This is a genomic window from Streptomyces sp. NPDC055078 (assembly GCF_053607985.1).
The window spans coordinates 1-14,658 of the sequence record NZ_JBSGUP010000146.1 but is presented as its reverse complement, the minus strand read 5'-3'; the positions used below and the strand labels follow the sequence as shown (position 1 = coordinate 14,658).

Here is a 14,658-nt window from a genome sequence, read left to right as displayed (position 1 = left end):
AGCCCTTGGCCGCGATCCACCGGGCGCCCGGGGCGACGCCCGTCTGCGCGCCCGCGCCGCCGTCGCCGACCATGGTGCCCATGGTGTGAGTGCCGTGGCCGTTGTTGTCACAGGGGGCCGTGCCGGGGCAGAGCCCGGACGGGTCGAACCAGTTGTAGTCGTGGTCGTGGCTGCCGTCGGACCGCAGCCCCCGGTACGTCGATCTGAGGGCGGGGTGGGTGACATCCACCCCGGTGTCGATATTCGCGACGACGATGCCCTCGCCGCGTACCCCGAGTTCGGACCACACCTTCGGGGCGTTGATCCGGTCGACGTTCCACTCGACGGCGTTCACGCCCGGCTCGGCCTTGCCCGGCAGCGGCTTGGGGACGGGTATCGGGTCGTCCACTTCCAGGGACGCCACCTCGGGGCGGGCGGCGATCTTCTCGGCGAGCGCCTTGTCCCCGGTGACCTTGACGGTGTTGACGATCCAGAACGACTCGTACGCCACCCCCTCGCTCTTCAGCAGCGCCTTCAGCGGGGTCTGGGTGCGCTCGGCGTGCGCGGTCTTGGACTCGTAGAGCAGACGGGTGCGGTCGGTCTTCTCCCGCCGCGCGCGGGCGGCGGAGGTGTCCGCCTCATGCGACAGGGTGACCCAGAAGGTCACCCTGTCCTTGCTGCCGAGGCGGCCGAAGCGGTCGAGCCGGTCGAGCTGTGCGCGGACACCGCTCTCGGCCTTGGCCCGGTACGGGGATGCCTCGGCACGCGCCGGGGAGGCTCCGCCGGACCCGGGTAAAGCCGGTAACGCCCCGGCCGGGGTGTTGCCGAGCGCGAGTACGAGGGCCAGGGCCCCGGTGATGAACGCGGCGGTGGTGCCCCGCCGTCCCGTCGTGCGTCTCGCCACGAACACTCCCTCTGTGGTGGATGAGGTGCGCGTCGGCACACACGCAGCACCGACATGTACATGGTGAAAGAGCCCCCCGATGGTGTGAAGTACGCCACAGGCGTCAGTTCAGGCCGTTTCCGCAGCACGGGTCACACCGGGCCCGAAGGTCCCGCGCCCCGCGCTCCATGCGCTTCGGACGCCCGCCTAGACTGCCGGGCATGCGAACCGACTCCGTTGTCCGGATCCGGGGCCTGGTCAAGCGGTACGGATCGAAGACGGCCGTGAACGGCCTGGACCTCGATGTCCCGCATGGCCTGGTGACAGCCGTCCTCGGCCCCAACGGAGCCGGCAAGACCACCACGATCGAGACCTGCGAGGGCTACCGCCGCGCCGACGCCGGCACGGTACGGGTCCTCGGCCTCGATCCGGTCGCCGACGCGCCCCTGCTCCGCGCGCGGGTCGGGGTGATGCTCCAGTCCGGCGGTGTCTACTCCGGCGCCCGGGCCGAGGAGATGCTGCGCCATATGGCGAAGCTGCACGCCCATCCGCTGGACGTGGACATGCTGATCGAACGCCTCGGGCTCGGCGGCTGCGGCCGGACGGTCTACCGGCGGCTCTCCGGCGGCCAGCAGCAGCGCCTCGCCCTGGCACTGGCCGTCGTGGGCCGCCCCGAACTGGTCTTCCTCGACGAGCCCACCGCGGGCCTCGACCCGCAGGCCCGCCGCTCCACCTGGGAACTGGTGCGCGAACTCCGGGCGGACGGCGTCTCCATCGTCCTCACCACCCACTTCATGGACGAGGCCGAACAGCTCGCCGACGATGTCGCGATCATCGACGCGGGCCGGGTCATCGCCCAGGGCAGTCCGGAACAGCTGTGCCGCGGCGGCGCCGAGAACACCCTCCGCTTCACCGGCCGCCCCGGTCTCGACGTCGGCTCCCTCCTCAAGGCGCTGCCGGACGGCACCGAGGCGGCCGAACTGACCCCGGGGGCGTACCGGATAACGGGCGAGGTGGGCCCCCAGCTGCTGGCGACGGTGGCCACCTGGTGCGTCCAGCACGGGGTGCTGCCCGACGGCATCTCGGTCGAACGGCACACGCTCGAAGATGTCTTCCTGGAGCTGACGGGGCGGGAGCTGCGCGCATGAGCACCACGGGTACGTACACACCGAAGCCGGGTGCCGCACCGCTCGGGCGCATGATCACGGCACAGGCGGCCCTTGAGGCGAAGATCCTGCTGCGCAACGGTGAGCAGTTGCTGCTCACCGTCGTCATCCCCGCTCTCGTCCTGGTCCTGTTCTCGACCGTGGACATCATCGACACCGACGGCGGGGATCCGGTGGGCTTCCTCACCCCCGGGGTCCTCGCCCTCGCCGTCCTGTCCACGGCCTTCACCGGCCAGGCCATCGCCACCGGTTTCGAGCGGCAGCACGGGGTCCTCAAGCGGCTCGGTGTCTCCCCGCTCCCCCGCTGGGCCCTGATGTGCGCCAAGACCCTCGCCGTCCTGGTCACGGAGATCCTGCAGATCGTGCTGCTGACGGTGATCGCGTTCGCGCTGGGCTGGTCCCCGGAGGGCAACCCCCTCTCCGTACTGCTGCTGCTCGCCCTCGGTACCGCCGCCTTCAGCGGGCTCGGGCTGCTGATGGCCGGAACCCTGCGGGCCGAGGCGACGCTCGCCGCCGCGAATCTGGTGTTTCTGCTCCTGCTGGTGGGCGGCGGGGTCGTCGTGCCGCTGGACCGGTTCCCCGCCGGGGTCGAGTCCGCGCTCGCGCTACTGCCGATCTCCGCGCTCTCCGACGGACTGCGCGATGTGCTCCAGGACGGCGCCTCCCTGCCCTGGGGAAATCTGGGCATCCTCACCGTCTGGGCGGTGCTCGGCCTGGGCGCGGCGGGCCGTTTCTTCCGCTGGGAGTAGCCGCCGCCCGCCCTCCGGACAGGGACCGGGGTCATCCATCGGGTGCGGTTGCCCGTCGCCCGGGACGGGACCGGGGTCATCCATTGGGTGCGGTTGCCCGCCCGAGTCTTCCGCCGGCGCCCGCCCCCGGGTCAGTATGTGTGCCTGCCAAGATCGGTACGACCGGCGGGAGGCCACGATGGAGCGGACCGCCGCACTGCGGCTGGACGCGGAGTGGGCGAAGGTCCGGTCCGGCCGGGCCGGTGTCTCGTCCGGCGCACGCGAACGCATGCTGCTGGATCTGATCGCCGCGCTGACCCCGCACGCCGAGGACGACACCCCGCTCGCCGCCCGGCTGAGCCTGCGGTACGGCGATCTCGCCCGGCACCACTTCGACGCGGGCCGGCGCGCGGACGCCCTCGCCGCCGTCCAGCAGGCGATCCGGCGCTGCGCCGGTCCTGCCGGGCAGGACCCCCGGTACGCCCGCTGGTACGCCAAGGCCCTGATCAGCAAGGCCGTCTATCTCGCGGAGCCGCTCAGCGACGAACTGGGCCTGCCCCGGTACGCGTTCCGGCCGCACGGCGACCGCCCGCCCGCCGCCGCCCTCACCGACGGTCTCGCCGCCCTCGGGGTGACCCGCCGGGCCATCGGGGTGTGGGAGGGCCTGGACGCCTCGGACCCGCGCAACCGGGAGGGGCTCGCCCAGGCCCACGCCTTCCTCGGCGACCGGCTCGAAGAGCTGGGGGACCCGGTGGAGGCGGCGGGCTGGGCGGCGCGGGCGGAACGGGAGTTCCAGGAGCTGCGGCCGGCCGCCGAAGGGCGTGAACTGCTGCACTCCGCCGCCCTGGAGCACCTCGGCGACCAGCTGGAGCGCCGGCTGCGGCGCTGCCCCTTCCAGAACGGGCTGACCCTGCTGCGGTCCCGCGAACTGCTCCCGGCCCGGATGCTGCCGCTCGCCGTGGTGGCCGCCCGGATCGAGGGAGTGGAGCCCGAGGCGATCGCCGGAGGGCTGCGGCTGGAGGTCACGGAGGTACGGCGGATCCTGCGGGCCCGCTCCTGGCGGGCGGTGTGGCGGTTCGACACCCGGGCCGACCGGGGAGCGCCCTGGACCCCGATGGCGTTCCCCTGGCGCGGGATGGACGCCGTCACGGACCGCAGCGCGGCGGCGTTCGGCGACGACCTGACCGACGCGTTCCTCAGCGGCCCCGACCGGCCGCCGGAGCCGGTGCAGTGGCGGATGGCGGTGTGGTGGGAGGAGGAGGACCACCTCGACGGCTCGCGCTTCCGGCGCACCTGCGCTCCCACAGAACCCACAGCACCCCCAGCGCCCCCAGAACCGACAACGCCCGCAGCATCCGCAGAACCCACAGCACCCACAGCACCCGCATAACCGCGCGTGCCCGGTACGGGACACCCCTCGTGAAATCATGCACAAGGCCCCGCCTACGATGGTGCCCGTGCAGACCCCCCTCGCCCTTATCGCCAAGCGCTGGACGCCCGCCCCCGGGACTCTCCGGCGTGCCGCGCTCTCCGCAGTCGTGATGACGGTGATCATCATCGTCACGGGCGGCGCGGTCCGGCTGACCGGCTCCGGCCTCGGCTGCGACACCTGGCCCAAGTGCACGGACGACTCGCTCTTCGCCACCCCCGAGCAGGGGCTCCACGGCGCGATCGAGTTCGGCAACCGGATGCTGACGTACGTCCTTTCGGCGGCCGTCGGCTGGACCATCATCGCGGCCCGCTCGTCCAAGCCGGTGCGCCGATCGCTGACCCGGCTCGGCTGGGCGCAGTTCTGGATCGTGGCGACCAATGCGGTCCTGGGCGGGATCACCGTCTGGGCGGGCCTCAACCCGTGGACCGTGGCGGGGCACTTCCTCGCCGCCAACGCCCTGCTGACGGTGGCCGTGGTCACCTGGCACCGGGCCGCCGAGGGCGACACCGCGCCGCGCCCCCGGGTCCCGCGCCCGGTCCGCAAGCTGTCCTGGGCGATCGTCCTCGTCTCCGTGGTCCTGATCACCCTGGGCACCGCGGTGACCGGTTCGGGCAAGCACGCGGGTGACAGCAGCGATGTGCCGCGGATGCCGTGGGACTGGTCGGTCGCGGCCCATGTGCACGCCATCGCCGCCTGGGTGGTGTGCGCGCTGGCGCTGGCGATGTGGCTGGTGCTGCGGGTGGTCGACGCGCCGTCCGACGTCCGGGCGCGCGCCCGCGAGCTGCTGGTCGTGCTGCTGGCACAGGGCGGGATCGGCTACCTCCAGTACTTCACCGGGGTTCCCGAGCTGCTGGTCGGCGCGCATATGCTCGGCTCCTCGCTGATGTGGATCGCGGTGGTCCGGCTGGCGCTGAGCCTGCGCGAGCGCCCGCTCACCCCCGCGCCGGTCCCGGCCCAGGCCGACCCGGAGATGTCCGCCGCCTGACGGGTGCCGTACCCGGCGGTGCGGTGACCGGGGCCCGTGGCTCCCGGGGGGCCGTCAGGCACATCCGGCACATCCGGGGTGCGTCAGCACCCGACGCACGAGCCCCGGCGCCCGGAGCGGTCCACCGCCCGGCGCGCGTCAGTACCCGACCGCGCGGTGGCCGGATTCCGGCAGCCCGTAGACCCGGCGGGCGTTGCCCGCCGCGATCATCCCGGCGACCCGTTCGGCGTCCGCGCGCGACCAGGCGCCGTCGCGGACCCAGCCGCCGAGCACCCGGGCCAGTGCCTCCCGGAAGATCCGCGCGCCCACCACATGCAGTTCGGGCAGTCCGCGCGCGCCGCTGGAGAACAGCAGCTTCCCGAACGGAGCCAGCTCCAGCGTCTCCGCGAGGACGGCCGCCGCCCGCGCGCCGGTGTGCACGAGGGCGGGACCCAGGTCGGCGTACACATGCGGGTAGACGCTCGCCAGATGGGCGGCGTGGCGGTGGTACGGATAACCGTGCAGCAGCACCAGATCGGTGCCGAGGCCCGCGGTGGCCGCGGCGAAGCCCGCGAGCAGCATGGGGTCCTCCACCCCCACATGGAGCTGGAGCGGCAGCCCGGACGCGACGGCGATCCACAGCACATGGCGGACGAGGACGGGGTCGGTGAGTTCACCGCCGACCCGCCGGGTGGTCAGCCACCGGCCCGCCGCCCCGCGGACCTCGCCGGGGCCGGGCGGCTCGGGCACGGGGGCGACTCCGTGCCCCACCGCCGCCACCGAGGTGAAGGCGACGGCGGATGCGGCGGCGCCGTGGACCGCCTCGGCGAGGTTGGCGAGGAACCCCTCGACCGTGCCCGAGGTGTCGGCGACCTGCTCGGCGAGCAGTTCGAGCCGTATGATCTCCCGCGCCTCGGCCGCGCCGGCCGCGGCGATCTCGGGCGGTCCGGTGAGATCCCCGGGCAGCCCGGTGTCCACCAGATAGGTGGCGATCCCGCTGCCTCTGAGCAGCCGCCGGCCCGCTTCCAGCACCCCCAGCTCCCGTCTGCGGGCCAGATAGCGGGCGGGCGCGCAGTGGGCCTCCAGACCGAGCAGGGGCGGGCACCAGCGCCGTACGGCGAAACCCGTCTGGGTGTCGAAGAAGGTCGTGCCGGCGGCGGGTGGCCCCGGCGTACGCCCCAGTTGCGCCTCGAAGGTGCCGAGCCCCAGCTCGGTACGGAACACTCCGTGGCAGTACTGGTCCACGAGGTTCGGGGGGTCGATCATCCGGGGCGCCTCCTCCGCGTCATGGACCGTGCTTCCACAGTCCTAACGGGTGACACCCCGGCGAGGTGTTGCTCGGCGGCGGCCGGTCCCGGTCAGCCGTTGGCCGGGAGCGGCGGCCGGTCCCGGTCAGCCGTTGGCCGGGCCACCGACCTGGATACCGGCCATCCGGGTCCATTCGTACGGCCCGGTGCGGACCTTGGCGGCGAACTCGCCGTCGAAGGACTCGTGGAGGGTGAGGCCCGCCTTCTCGGCCGCCGCGGTGGCGATGTCATGGCTGGGGGCGACGAGATCGCCCCACTCGCCGTCCTGGCCGACCAAGGAGATACGGGTGCCGATCTGTCCCAGGTAGGCGAGTTGGCCCTCGGCGCCGCCGTGGGCCTTGGCGAAGGCGGTGATCTGCCGGGCGAGCCTGGTGACCTTGTGCTGTGCGGAGTCGGGCATGCGGTGATGCTACGTGCGGGTACCCGGGATCCGCGACGGTGAGCCGCAGTGGTGTGGGCCACTGGGGTTCGGCTCCCGTGGGATGCGGGGAGCGGCTCAGCTCACGAACGGGTCGACCGCGACCGCGACGAACAGCAGCGACACATAGGTGATCGACCAGTGGAACAGCCGCATCTCCTTCAGCTTCGGGCCGGTCACTCCGGCCTTGGCCCGGCGCTGGAGGCCGTGTGCCTCCCAGATCCACCAGCCGCCGGTGGCCAGCGCGACGGCCGTGTAGAACCAGCCGGTGTAGCCGAGGGGGGTGAGCAGCAGGGAGACGGCGACCATCACCCAGCTGTAGAGGACGATCTGGCGGGCCACCACCCGGTTGGACGCGACGACCGGGAGCATCGGGACGCCGACGCGGGCGTAGTCCTCCCGCACCTTCATCGACAGCGGCCAGTAGTGCGGCGGGGTCCAGAAGAACATGACGAGGAAGAGGATGACCGCGGCCCACGACATGGAGTCGGTGACGGCCGACCAGCCGATCAGTACGGGCATACAGCCCGCGATACCGCCCCAGACGATGTTCTGCGAGGTGCGGCGCTTGAGGATCATCGTGTAGACGACGACGTAGAAGACGAGGGCGCCCAGCGCGAGCCAGGCGGAGAGCCAGTTGACCAGCAGCCCGAACCAGAGCGTGGAGACCACCGCGAGCGCGAGGCCGAAGACCAGGCTCTCGCGCGGGGAGACCATTCCGGTGACCAGCGGGCGCTGGGCGGTCCGGTCCATCAGGGCGTCGATGTCACGGTCGATGTACATGTTGAGCGCGTTGGCGCCGCCCGCGGACAGATAGCCGCCGAGACAGGTCGCCAGGACCAGCCACAGGTCGGGTACCCCTTGCTCAGCGAGGAACATCACCGGCACAGTGGTGATGAGCAGAAGCTCGATGATCCGTGGCTTGGTGAGCGCCACGAATGCCTTGACCCTTGCCCCGAACGGCCGGGCGCCGGGGTTCGTCCCCGGCTGTCCCACAGCCCCGGGGGCCTGGAAGGTACCCCCCGCTGGACGGGATTCGACGGCTGTCACGCACACCCCTGACAGAGACTCCCAGCAAGCCACGGGCACATGCAGATACATGAAGACCCGGTAAAGACTTGCGCGTACCACGCCACTCTAGAGGCTGCCGATCCGTCGCCCGGCACGGGGGTGGGGTCGTGTTGGGCACCCGTCCCGACCTCTGCGGATAGCTCTGTGTACAGGCCGCGCGGGCTGTCGCGGGTAGGCTCGGCAGCGCCCGGTGCCTCCGTCGTCACCGGGAGCTGACATGAAGACGCATGAACACATATGAAGACATGTGGAGAGGAGCCCTGACCCAGGGTGAGCACCGAGCCGACCACCACAGACCTTGAGTGGACCGATCTGGACCAGCGGGCCGTCGATACCGCCCGCGTCCTGGCCATGGATTCCGTACAGAAGGTCGGCAACGGCCACCCCGGTACGGCCATGAGCCTCGCACCTGCCGCGTACGTCCTGTTCCAGAAGCTGATGCGGCACGACCCCGCCGACGCGGACTGGACGGGCCGGGACCGGTTCGTGCTCTCCGCGGGCCATTCGTCGCTGACGCTGTACATCCAGCTCTATCTGGCCGGGTACGGCCTGGAGCTGGACGATCTGGAGACGTTCAGGACCTGGGGTTCGAAGACGCCCGGCCACCCGGAGTACGGACACACCACCGGCGTGGAGACGACGACCGGGCCGCTCGGCCAGGGTGTCGCCAACGCGGTGGGCATGGCCATGGCCGCCCGCTACGAGCGCGGCCTCTTCGACCCGGACACCGCGCCCGGCGCCTCGCCGTTCGACCACACCATCTGGGCGATCGCCGGTGACGGCTGTCTCCAGGAGGGCATCTCCGCCGAGGCGTCCTCGCTGGCCGGGCACCAGAAGCTGGGCAATCTGGTGCTGCTGTGGGACGACAACCACATCTCCATCGAGGGCGACACGGAGACCGCCGTCTCCGAGGACACCCTCAAGCGGTACGAGGCGTACGGCTGGCACGTCCAGCGGGTCGAGCAGGCGGCGAACGGCGATCTCGACCCGGCGGGTCTGTACCGCGCCCTGAAGGCCGCGCAGGCCGAGACCGAGCGGCCGTCGTTCATCGCGGCGCGCTCGATCATCGCCTGGCCCGCGCCGAACGCCCAGAACACCGAGGCCGCCCACGGCTCGGCGCTGGGCGAGGACGAGGTCGCGGCCACCAAGCGGGTCCTCGGCTTCGACCCGGAGAAGCACTTCGAGGTCTCCGGCGAGGTCATCGCGCACACCCGTGGGGCGCTCGACCGGGGCCGTGAGTCCCGTGGCGAGTGGGAGAAGACGTTCGCCGCGTGGCGTACGGCCGACCCGGAGCGGGCCGCCGAATTCGACCGGGTCCGGGCGGGCGAGCTGCCGGCCGGCTGGGAGGAGAAGCTGCCGGAGTTCGAGACGGGCAAGGGTGTCGCCACCCGCGCCGCCTCGGGCAAGATCCTCCAGGCGCTGGGCGCGGTCGTGCCGGAGCTGTGGGGCGGCTCCGCCGACCTCGCGGGCTCGAACAACACGACGATCGACAAGACCTCGTCGTTCCTGCCGAAGGGCAACCCGCTGCCGGAGGCCGACCCGTACGGCCGGACGATCCACTTCGGGATCCGTGAGCACGCGATGGCCGCCGTGATGAACGGCATCGCGCTGCACGGCAACACCCGTGTCTACGGCGGCACGTTCCTGGTCTTCTCCGACTACATGCGCAACGCGGTCCGGCTCTCCGCGCTGATGCATCTGCCGGTGACCTATGTGTGGACGCATGACTCGATCGGTCTCGGCGAGGACGGCCCGACCCACCAGCCGGTGGAGCACCTGGCGTCGCTGCGGGCCATTCCGGGGCTGAACATCGTCCGGCCGGCGGACGCCAACGAGACGGCGATCGCCTGGCGCGAGATCCTCCGGCGCTACACCAAGAAGTTCGGGGTGGGCGCCCCGCACGGTCTGGCGCTCACCCGCCAGGGTGTGCCGACGTACGCGTGGAACGAGGACGCGGCCCGTGGCGGGTACGTCCTCCAGGAGGCCGACGGCGGCTCGCCGCGGATCGTCCTGATCGGTACCGGCTCCGAGGTGCAGCTCGCCGTGGCGGCGCGTGAGCTGCTCCAGGAGGCCGGGGTGCCGACGCGGGTGGTGTCGATGCCGTCCGTGGAATGGTTCGACGAGCAGGACCAGGCGTACCGGGACTCGGTGCTGCCGCCCGCCGTCAGGGCGCGGGTGGCGGTCGAGGCCGGGATCGGGCTGACCTGGCACCGCTTCGTGGGCGATGCCGGCCGCATCGTTTCACTGGAGCACTTCGGCGCGTCCGCGGACGGCAAGGTGCTGTTCCGTGAGTTCGGCTTCACTGCCGAGGCGGTCGCCGCCGCCGCGCGGGAATCTCTCGAAGCCGCCGCGCGCTGACGCGATTACACGACGAAGCAGGAGATGCAACCCTCATGACAGACGCACTCAAGCGCCTCTCCGACGAAGGTGTCGCGATCTGGCTGGACGACCTTTCGCGCAAGCGGATCTCGTCGGGCAATCTCGCCGAGCTGATCGACCAGCAGCATGTGGTGGGTGTGACCACCAACCCGTCGATCTTCCAGAAGGCGATCAGCGGCGGTGACGGCTATGAGCAGCAGCTCAAGGAGCTGGCCGCCCGCCGGGTGACCGTCGAGGAGGCCGTCCGGATGATCACGACGGCGGATGTCCGGGACGCCGCCGACATCCTGCGGCCGGTCTTCGAGGCCACCCAGGGCCAGGACGGCCGGGTGTCCATCGAGGTGGACCCGCGGCTCGCGCACAACACCCGGGCGACGGTCGCCGAGGCCAAGCAGCTGGCCTGGCTGGTGGACCGGCCCAACACCCTGATCAAGATCCCCGCCACCCGGGCGGGCCTGCCGGCGATCACCGAGACGATCGGTCTGGGGATCAGCGTCAATGTCACGCTGATCTTCTCGCTGGAGCGGTACCGCGAGGTGATGGACGCCTACCTCGCCGGTCTGGAGAAGGCCAAGGCGCGCGGGCTCGACCTCTCGAAGATCCACTCGGTGGCGTCGTTCTTCGTCTCCCGCGTGGACACCGAGATCGACAAGCGCATCGACAGGCTCGGCACCCCCGAGGCGAAGGCCGCGCGCGGCAAGGCCGCCCTGGCCAACGCCCGGCTCGCCTACGAGGCGTACGAAGAGGTCTTCAGCGGCGACCGCTGGGCGCCGCTCGACAAGGCGCAGGCCAACAGGCAGCGCCCGCTGTGGGCCTCGACCGGGGTGAAGGACAAGGCGTACAAGGACACCCTGTACGTCGACGACCTGGTCGCCCCGGGCACGGTCAACACCATGCCGGAGGCCACTCTGGAGGCCACTGCCGACCACGGCCGGATCACCGGCGACACCGTGCGCGGCACCTATGACCAGGCACGCGCCGAGCTGGCCGCCGTGGAGAAGCTCGGTATCTCCTACGACGAGGTCGTCCAGGTGCTGGAGGACGAGGGCGTCGAGAAGTTCGAGACGTCCTGGAACGAGCTGCTCGCATCGACCGAGGCGGAGCTGAAGCGCCTCGCTCCCGCAGATTCCTCAGGGGGCTGAGGACGTTGTCCGGTACTGGCGAAGCCAATCCGCTTCGTGACGCCGCGGACCGGCGGCTCCCGCGTATCGCGGGGCCGTCGGGCCTGGTCATCTTCGGTGTCACCGGCGATCTGTCCCGCAAGAAGCTGATGCCCGCCGTCTACGACCTGGCCAACCGCGGTCTGCTGCCGCCGGGTTTCTCCCTGATCGGCTTCGCCCGCCGTGAGTGGCAGGACGAGGACTTCGCCCAGGAGGTCCACGACGCCGTCAAGGCCCATGCCAGGACCCCCTTCCGCGAGGAGGTCTGGCAGCAGCTCATCCAGGGTATGCGGTTCGTGCAGGGCGACTTCGGCGACGACGACGCCTTCGAGACGCTGAAGAAGACCATCGGGGAGCTGGACGAGGCACAGGGCACGGGGGGCAATTTCGCCTTCTATCTGTCGGTGCCGCCGAAGTTCTTCCCCACGGTCGTCAAGCAGCTCAAGAAGCACGGTCTGGCCGACCAGGCCGAGGGCTCCTGGCGCCGCGCGGTCATCGAGAAGCCGTTCGGCCACGACCTGGCCTCCGCCAAGGAGCTGAACCAGGTCGTCCACGAGGTCTTCCCGCCCCATGAGGTCTTCCGGATCGACCACTATCTGGGCAAGGAGACCGTTCAGAACATTCTGGCGCTGCGGTTCGCCAACACCCTCTTCGAGCCGATCTGGAACCGGTCGTATGTCGATCATGTCCAGATCACCATGGCCGAGGACATCGGCATCGGGGGCCGGGCCGGGTACTACGACGGCATCGGCGCCGCCCGCGATGTCATCCAGAACCATCTGCTCCAGCTCCTGGCGCTGACCGCGATGGAGGAGCCCGCGTCCTTCGACGCGGACGCGCTCGCGGCGGAGAAGACCAAGGTCCTCGGCGCGGTGAAGCTGCCGAAGGACCTGGGCGCGGACACCGTGCGCGGACAGTACGCGGCGGGGTGGCAGGGCGGCGAGAAGGCCGTCGGCTATCTCCAGGAGGACGGTATCGACGCCAAGTCGAAGACCGACACCTACGCCGCCATAAAGCTGGAGATCGACAACCGCCGCTGGGCGGGGGTGCCGTTCTATCTCCGTACGGGCAAACGCCTCGGCCGCCGCGTCACCGAGATCGCGGTCGTCTTCCAGCGCGCGCCGCACTCCCCCTTCGACCACACGGCGACCGAGGAGCTGGGGCAGAACGCCCTGGTCATCCGGGTCCAGCCGGACGAGGGGGTGACCATGCGGTTCGGCTCGAAGGTGCCGGGGACCTCGATGGAGGTACGGGACGTGTCGATGGACTTCGCGTACGGCGAGTCCTTCACCGAGTCCAGCCCGGAGGCGTACGAGCGGCTCATCCTGGATGTCCTGCTCGGCGACTCCAACCTCTTCCCGCGGGTCGAGGAGGTCGAGCTGTCCTGGAAGATCCTCGACCCGATCGAGCGGTACTGGGAGAAGAACGGCCGGCCCGCGCAGTATCCGTCGGGGACCTGGGGTCCCGTCGAGGCGGACGACATGCTCGCACGAGACGGACGGAGCTGGCGCCGGCCATGAAGATCGATCTCACGGACACCACATCCGGCAAGATCAACAAAGCGTTGGTGCAGGGGCGCAGGGCGATCGGCACACCCGCCGTCGGCATGGTCCTCACCCTGGTCATCGTCACCGACGAGGAGAACGCCTACGACGCGCTGAAGGCGGCCAACGAGGCGTCCCGCGAACACCCCTCGCGCACGCTCGTGGTCATCAAGCGGGTCTCGCGCACCCCCCGGGCCAGGGCGCAGGCCAGGCTGGACGCCGAGGTGCGGGTGGGCGCGGACGCGGGCACCGGGGAGACCGTCGTCCTGCGGCTGTACGGCGAGGTCACCGACCACGCCCAGTCGGTGGTGCTGCCGCTGCTGCTGCCCGACGCGCCGGTCGTGGTGTGGTGGCCGGTGAACGCGCCGCTCGACCCGGCCAAGGACCCGCTGGGCGCGCTGGCGCAGCGCCGGGTGACCGACACCTACGCCACCGAGCAGCCGATCCACGATCTGACGGTGCGCGCCGACGCGTACACCCCCGGTGACACCGATCTTTCGTGGACCCGGATCACACCCTGGCGCTCGATGCTGGCCGCCGCGCTGGACCAGGTGGCCTGCGAGGTCACGGCGGTCGAGGTGGAGGGCGAGGAGTTCAATCCGAGCGTCGAACTGCTGGCGATGTGGCTCGCGGACCGGCTGAAGGTGCCGGTGAAGCGGAGCCTGTCGACGGGTCCCGGGCTCACCGCCGTGCGGATGGACACCAACTGCGGTCCGATCGTGCTGGACCGGGCGGACGGCTCGCTGGCCAATCTGTCCATCCAGGGGCAGCCGGACCGGGCGGTCGCGCTGAAGCGGCGGGACACCGCCGAGCTGATCGCCGAGGAGCTGCGCCGGCTCGACCCGGACGACACCTACGCCTCGGCGCTGCGGTTCGGCGTCGACCGGCTCGACGGCGGCCCGGAGGAGTCCCGGCCGATCGAGCAGCCCGCTCCGGCGAAGGCGGCCACCGCCGCTCCCGCCGCGAAGCGGGCTCCGGCCGGGAAGGCGACGGCGAAGTGAGCGTTCCGCAGCTCGTCGTCCACCGCGACAAGGAGCTGATGGCGCAGGCCGCGGCGGCCCGGCTGATCACCAGGATCGTGGACGCCCAGGCCGCGCGGGGCTCGGCGTCCGTGGTGCTGACCGGGGGGCGCAACGGCAACGCGCTGCTGACCGCGCTGGGGGCGTCCCCGGCGCGGGACGCGATCGACTGGCAGCGGCTGGATCTGTGGTGGGGCGACGAGCGGTTCCTCCCGGAGGGGGATCCGGAGCGCAATGTCACACAGGCCCGCGCGGCCCTGCTGGACAGCGTTCCCCTCGACCCGGCCCGGGTGCGTCCGATGGCCCCGTCCGACGGCGCGTACGGCAGTGATGTGGAGGCCGCGGCCGCCGCGTACGCCACCGCGCTCGCCGCGGCGGCCGGGCCGGAGGACCACGGTCCGGTGCCGACCTTCGATGTGCTGATGCTCGGTGTGGGCCCCGACACCCATGTCGCCTCGCTCTTCCCCGAGCTGCCCGCCGTCCGGGAGACGGACCGCACGGTCGTCGGCGTCCACGGCGCGCCCAAGCCGCCGCCCACCCGTATCTCCCTCACCCTCCCGGCGATCCGTGCCGCCCGCGAGGTGTGGCTGCTTGCGGCGGGCGCGGAC

General features: G+C 71.5%; 13 protein-coding genes. 9 read left to right on the top strand and 4 right to left on the bottom strand.

The window, feature by feature from the left end:
- Positions 1–883: S8 family serine peptidase (locus ACWF94_RS15295; RefSeq protein WP_453487833.1), on the bottom strand; the 883-nt coding region annotated here is incomplete at its 3' end.
- 200 nt (positions 884–1,083) lie between these two features.
- On the opposite strand from ACWF94_RS15295, the gene ACWF94_RS15290 reads away from it, so the two are divergent.
- The 4 genes from ACWF94_RS15290 to ACWF94_RS15275 all read left to right on the top strand — a co-directional run bounded on the left by ACWF94_RS15290 (position 1,084) and on the right by ACWF94_RS15275 (position 5,173).
- Entirely contained in the window at positions 1,084–2,010 is a 927-nt protein-coding gene (locus tag ACWF94_RS15290; protein ID WP_453487832.1) for an ABC transporter ATP-binding protein, read from the top strand.
- Positions 2,007–2,777 (top strand): ABC transporter permease, encoded by a 771-nt coding sequence (locus tag ACWF94_RS15285; protein WP_453487831.1) that lies wholly within the window; start codon positions 2,007–2,009, stop codon positions 2,775–2,777. Before ACWF94_RS15290 ends, ACWF94_RS15285 begins: the two co-directional genes overlap by 4 nt.
- Before the next feature lie 178 nt (positions 2,778–2,955).
- Positions 2,956–4,146: a hypothetical protein gene (locus ACWF94_RS15280; protein WP_453487830.1), complete on the top strand. Its 1,191-nt coding sequence runs from the start codon at positions 2,956–2,958 to the stop codon at positions 4,144–4,146.
- Between the two features lie 37 nt (positions 4,147–4,183).
- Positions 4,184–5,173: a COX15/CtaA family protein gene (locus ACWF94_RS15275; protein WP_453487829.1), complete on the top strand. Its 990-nt coding sequence runs from the start codon at positions 4,184–4,186 to the stop codon at positions 5,171–5,173.
- A 138-nt stretch (positions 5,174–5,311) separates the two neighbouring features.
- Here ACWF94_RS15275 and ACWF94_RS15270 read toward each other — a convergent pair whose 3' ends face one another.
- The 3 genes from ACWF94_RS15270 to ACWF94_RS15260 form a co-directional block, all read right to left on the bottom strand.
- On the bottom strand, positions 5,312–6,418 hold the full coding sequence (locus ACWF94_RS15270; protein WP_453487828.1) for an amidohydrolase family protein: 1,107 nt from the start codon (positions 6,416–6,418) through the stop codon (positions 5,312–5,314).
- A 126-nt stretch (positions 6,419–6,544) separates the two neighbouring features.
- Positions 6,545–6,859, bottom strand: a complete 315-nt coding sequence (locus tag ACWF94_RS15265; protein ID WP_453487827.1) for a hypothetical protein — start codon at positions 6,857–6,859, stop codon at positions 6,545–6,547.
- A gap of 96 nt (positions 6,860–6,955) precedes the next feature.
- Entirely contained in the window at positions 6,956–7,927 is a 972-nt protein-coding gene (locus ACWF94_RS15260; protein ID WP_453487826.1) for a heme o synthase, read from the bottom strand.
- Positions 7,928–8,218: 291 nt separating this feature from the next.
- Between ACWF94_RS15260 and tkt the strand changes: the two genes are divergently transcribed.
- From tkt to pgl, 5 genes are all read left to right on the top strand, one after another.
- Positions 8,219–10,306: a transketolase gene (tkt, locus tag ACWF94_RS15255; protein ID WP_453487825.1), complete on the top strand. Its 2,088-nt coding sequence runs from the start codon at positions 8,219–8,221 to the stop codon at positions 10,304–10,306.
- Positions 10,307–10,341: 35 nt separating this feature from the next.
- Entirely contained in the window at positions 10,342–11,469 is a 1,128-nt protein-coding gene (gene tal / locus ACWF94_RS15250; RefSeq protein ID WP_453487824.1) for a transaldolase, read from the top strand.
- A gap of 5 nt (positions 11,470–11,474) precedes the next feature.
- Positions 11,475–13,007: a glucose-6-phosphate dehydrogenase gene (gene zwf / locus ACWF94_RS15245; protein WP_453487823.1), complete on the top strand. Its 1,533-nt coding sequence runs from the start codon at positions 11,475–11,477 to the stop codon at positions 13,005–13,007.
- The gene (gene opcA / locus ACWF94_RS15240; protein WP_453487822.1) at positions 13,004–14,032 is read left to right on the top strand and encodes a glucose-6-phosphate dehydrogenase assembly protein OpcA; all 1,029 of its coding nucleotides are present in this window, start codon (positions 13,004–13,006) and stop codon (positions 14,030–14,032) included. Before zwf ends, opcA begins: the two co-directional genes overlap by 4 nt.
- On the top strand, positions 14,029–14,658 hold a 630-nt coding region (pgl, locus tag ACWF94_RS15235; protein WP_453487821.1), incomplete at its 3' end, for a 6-phosphogluconolactonase. The genes opcA and pgl, both read left to right, overlap by 4 nt.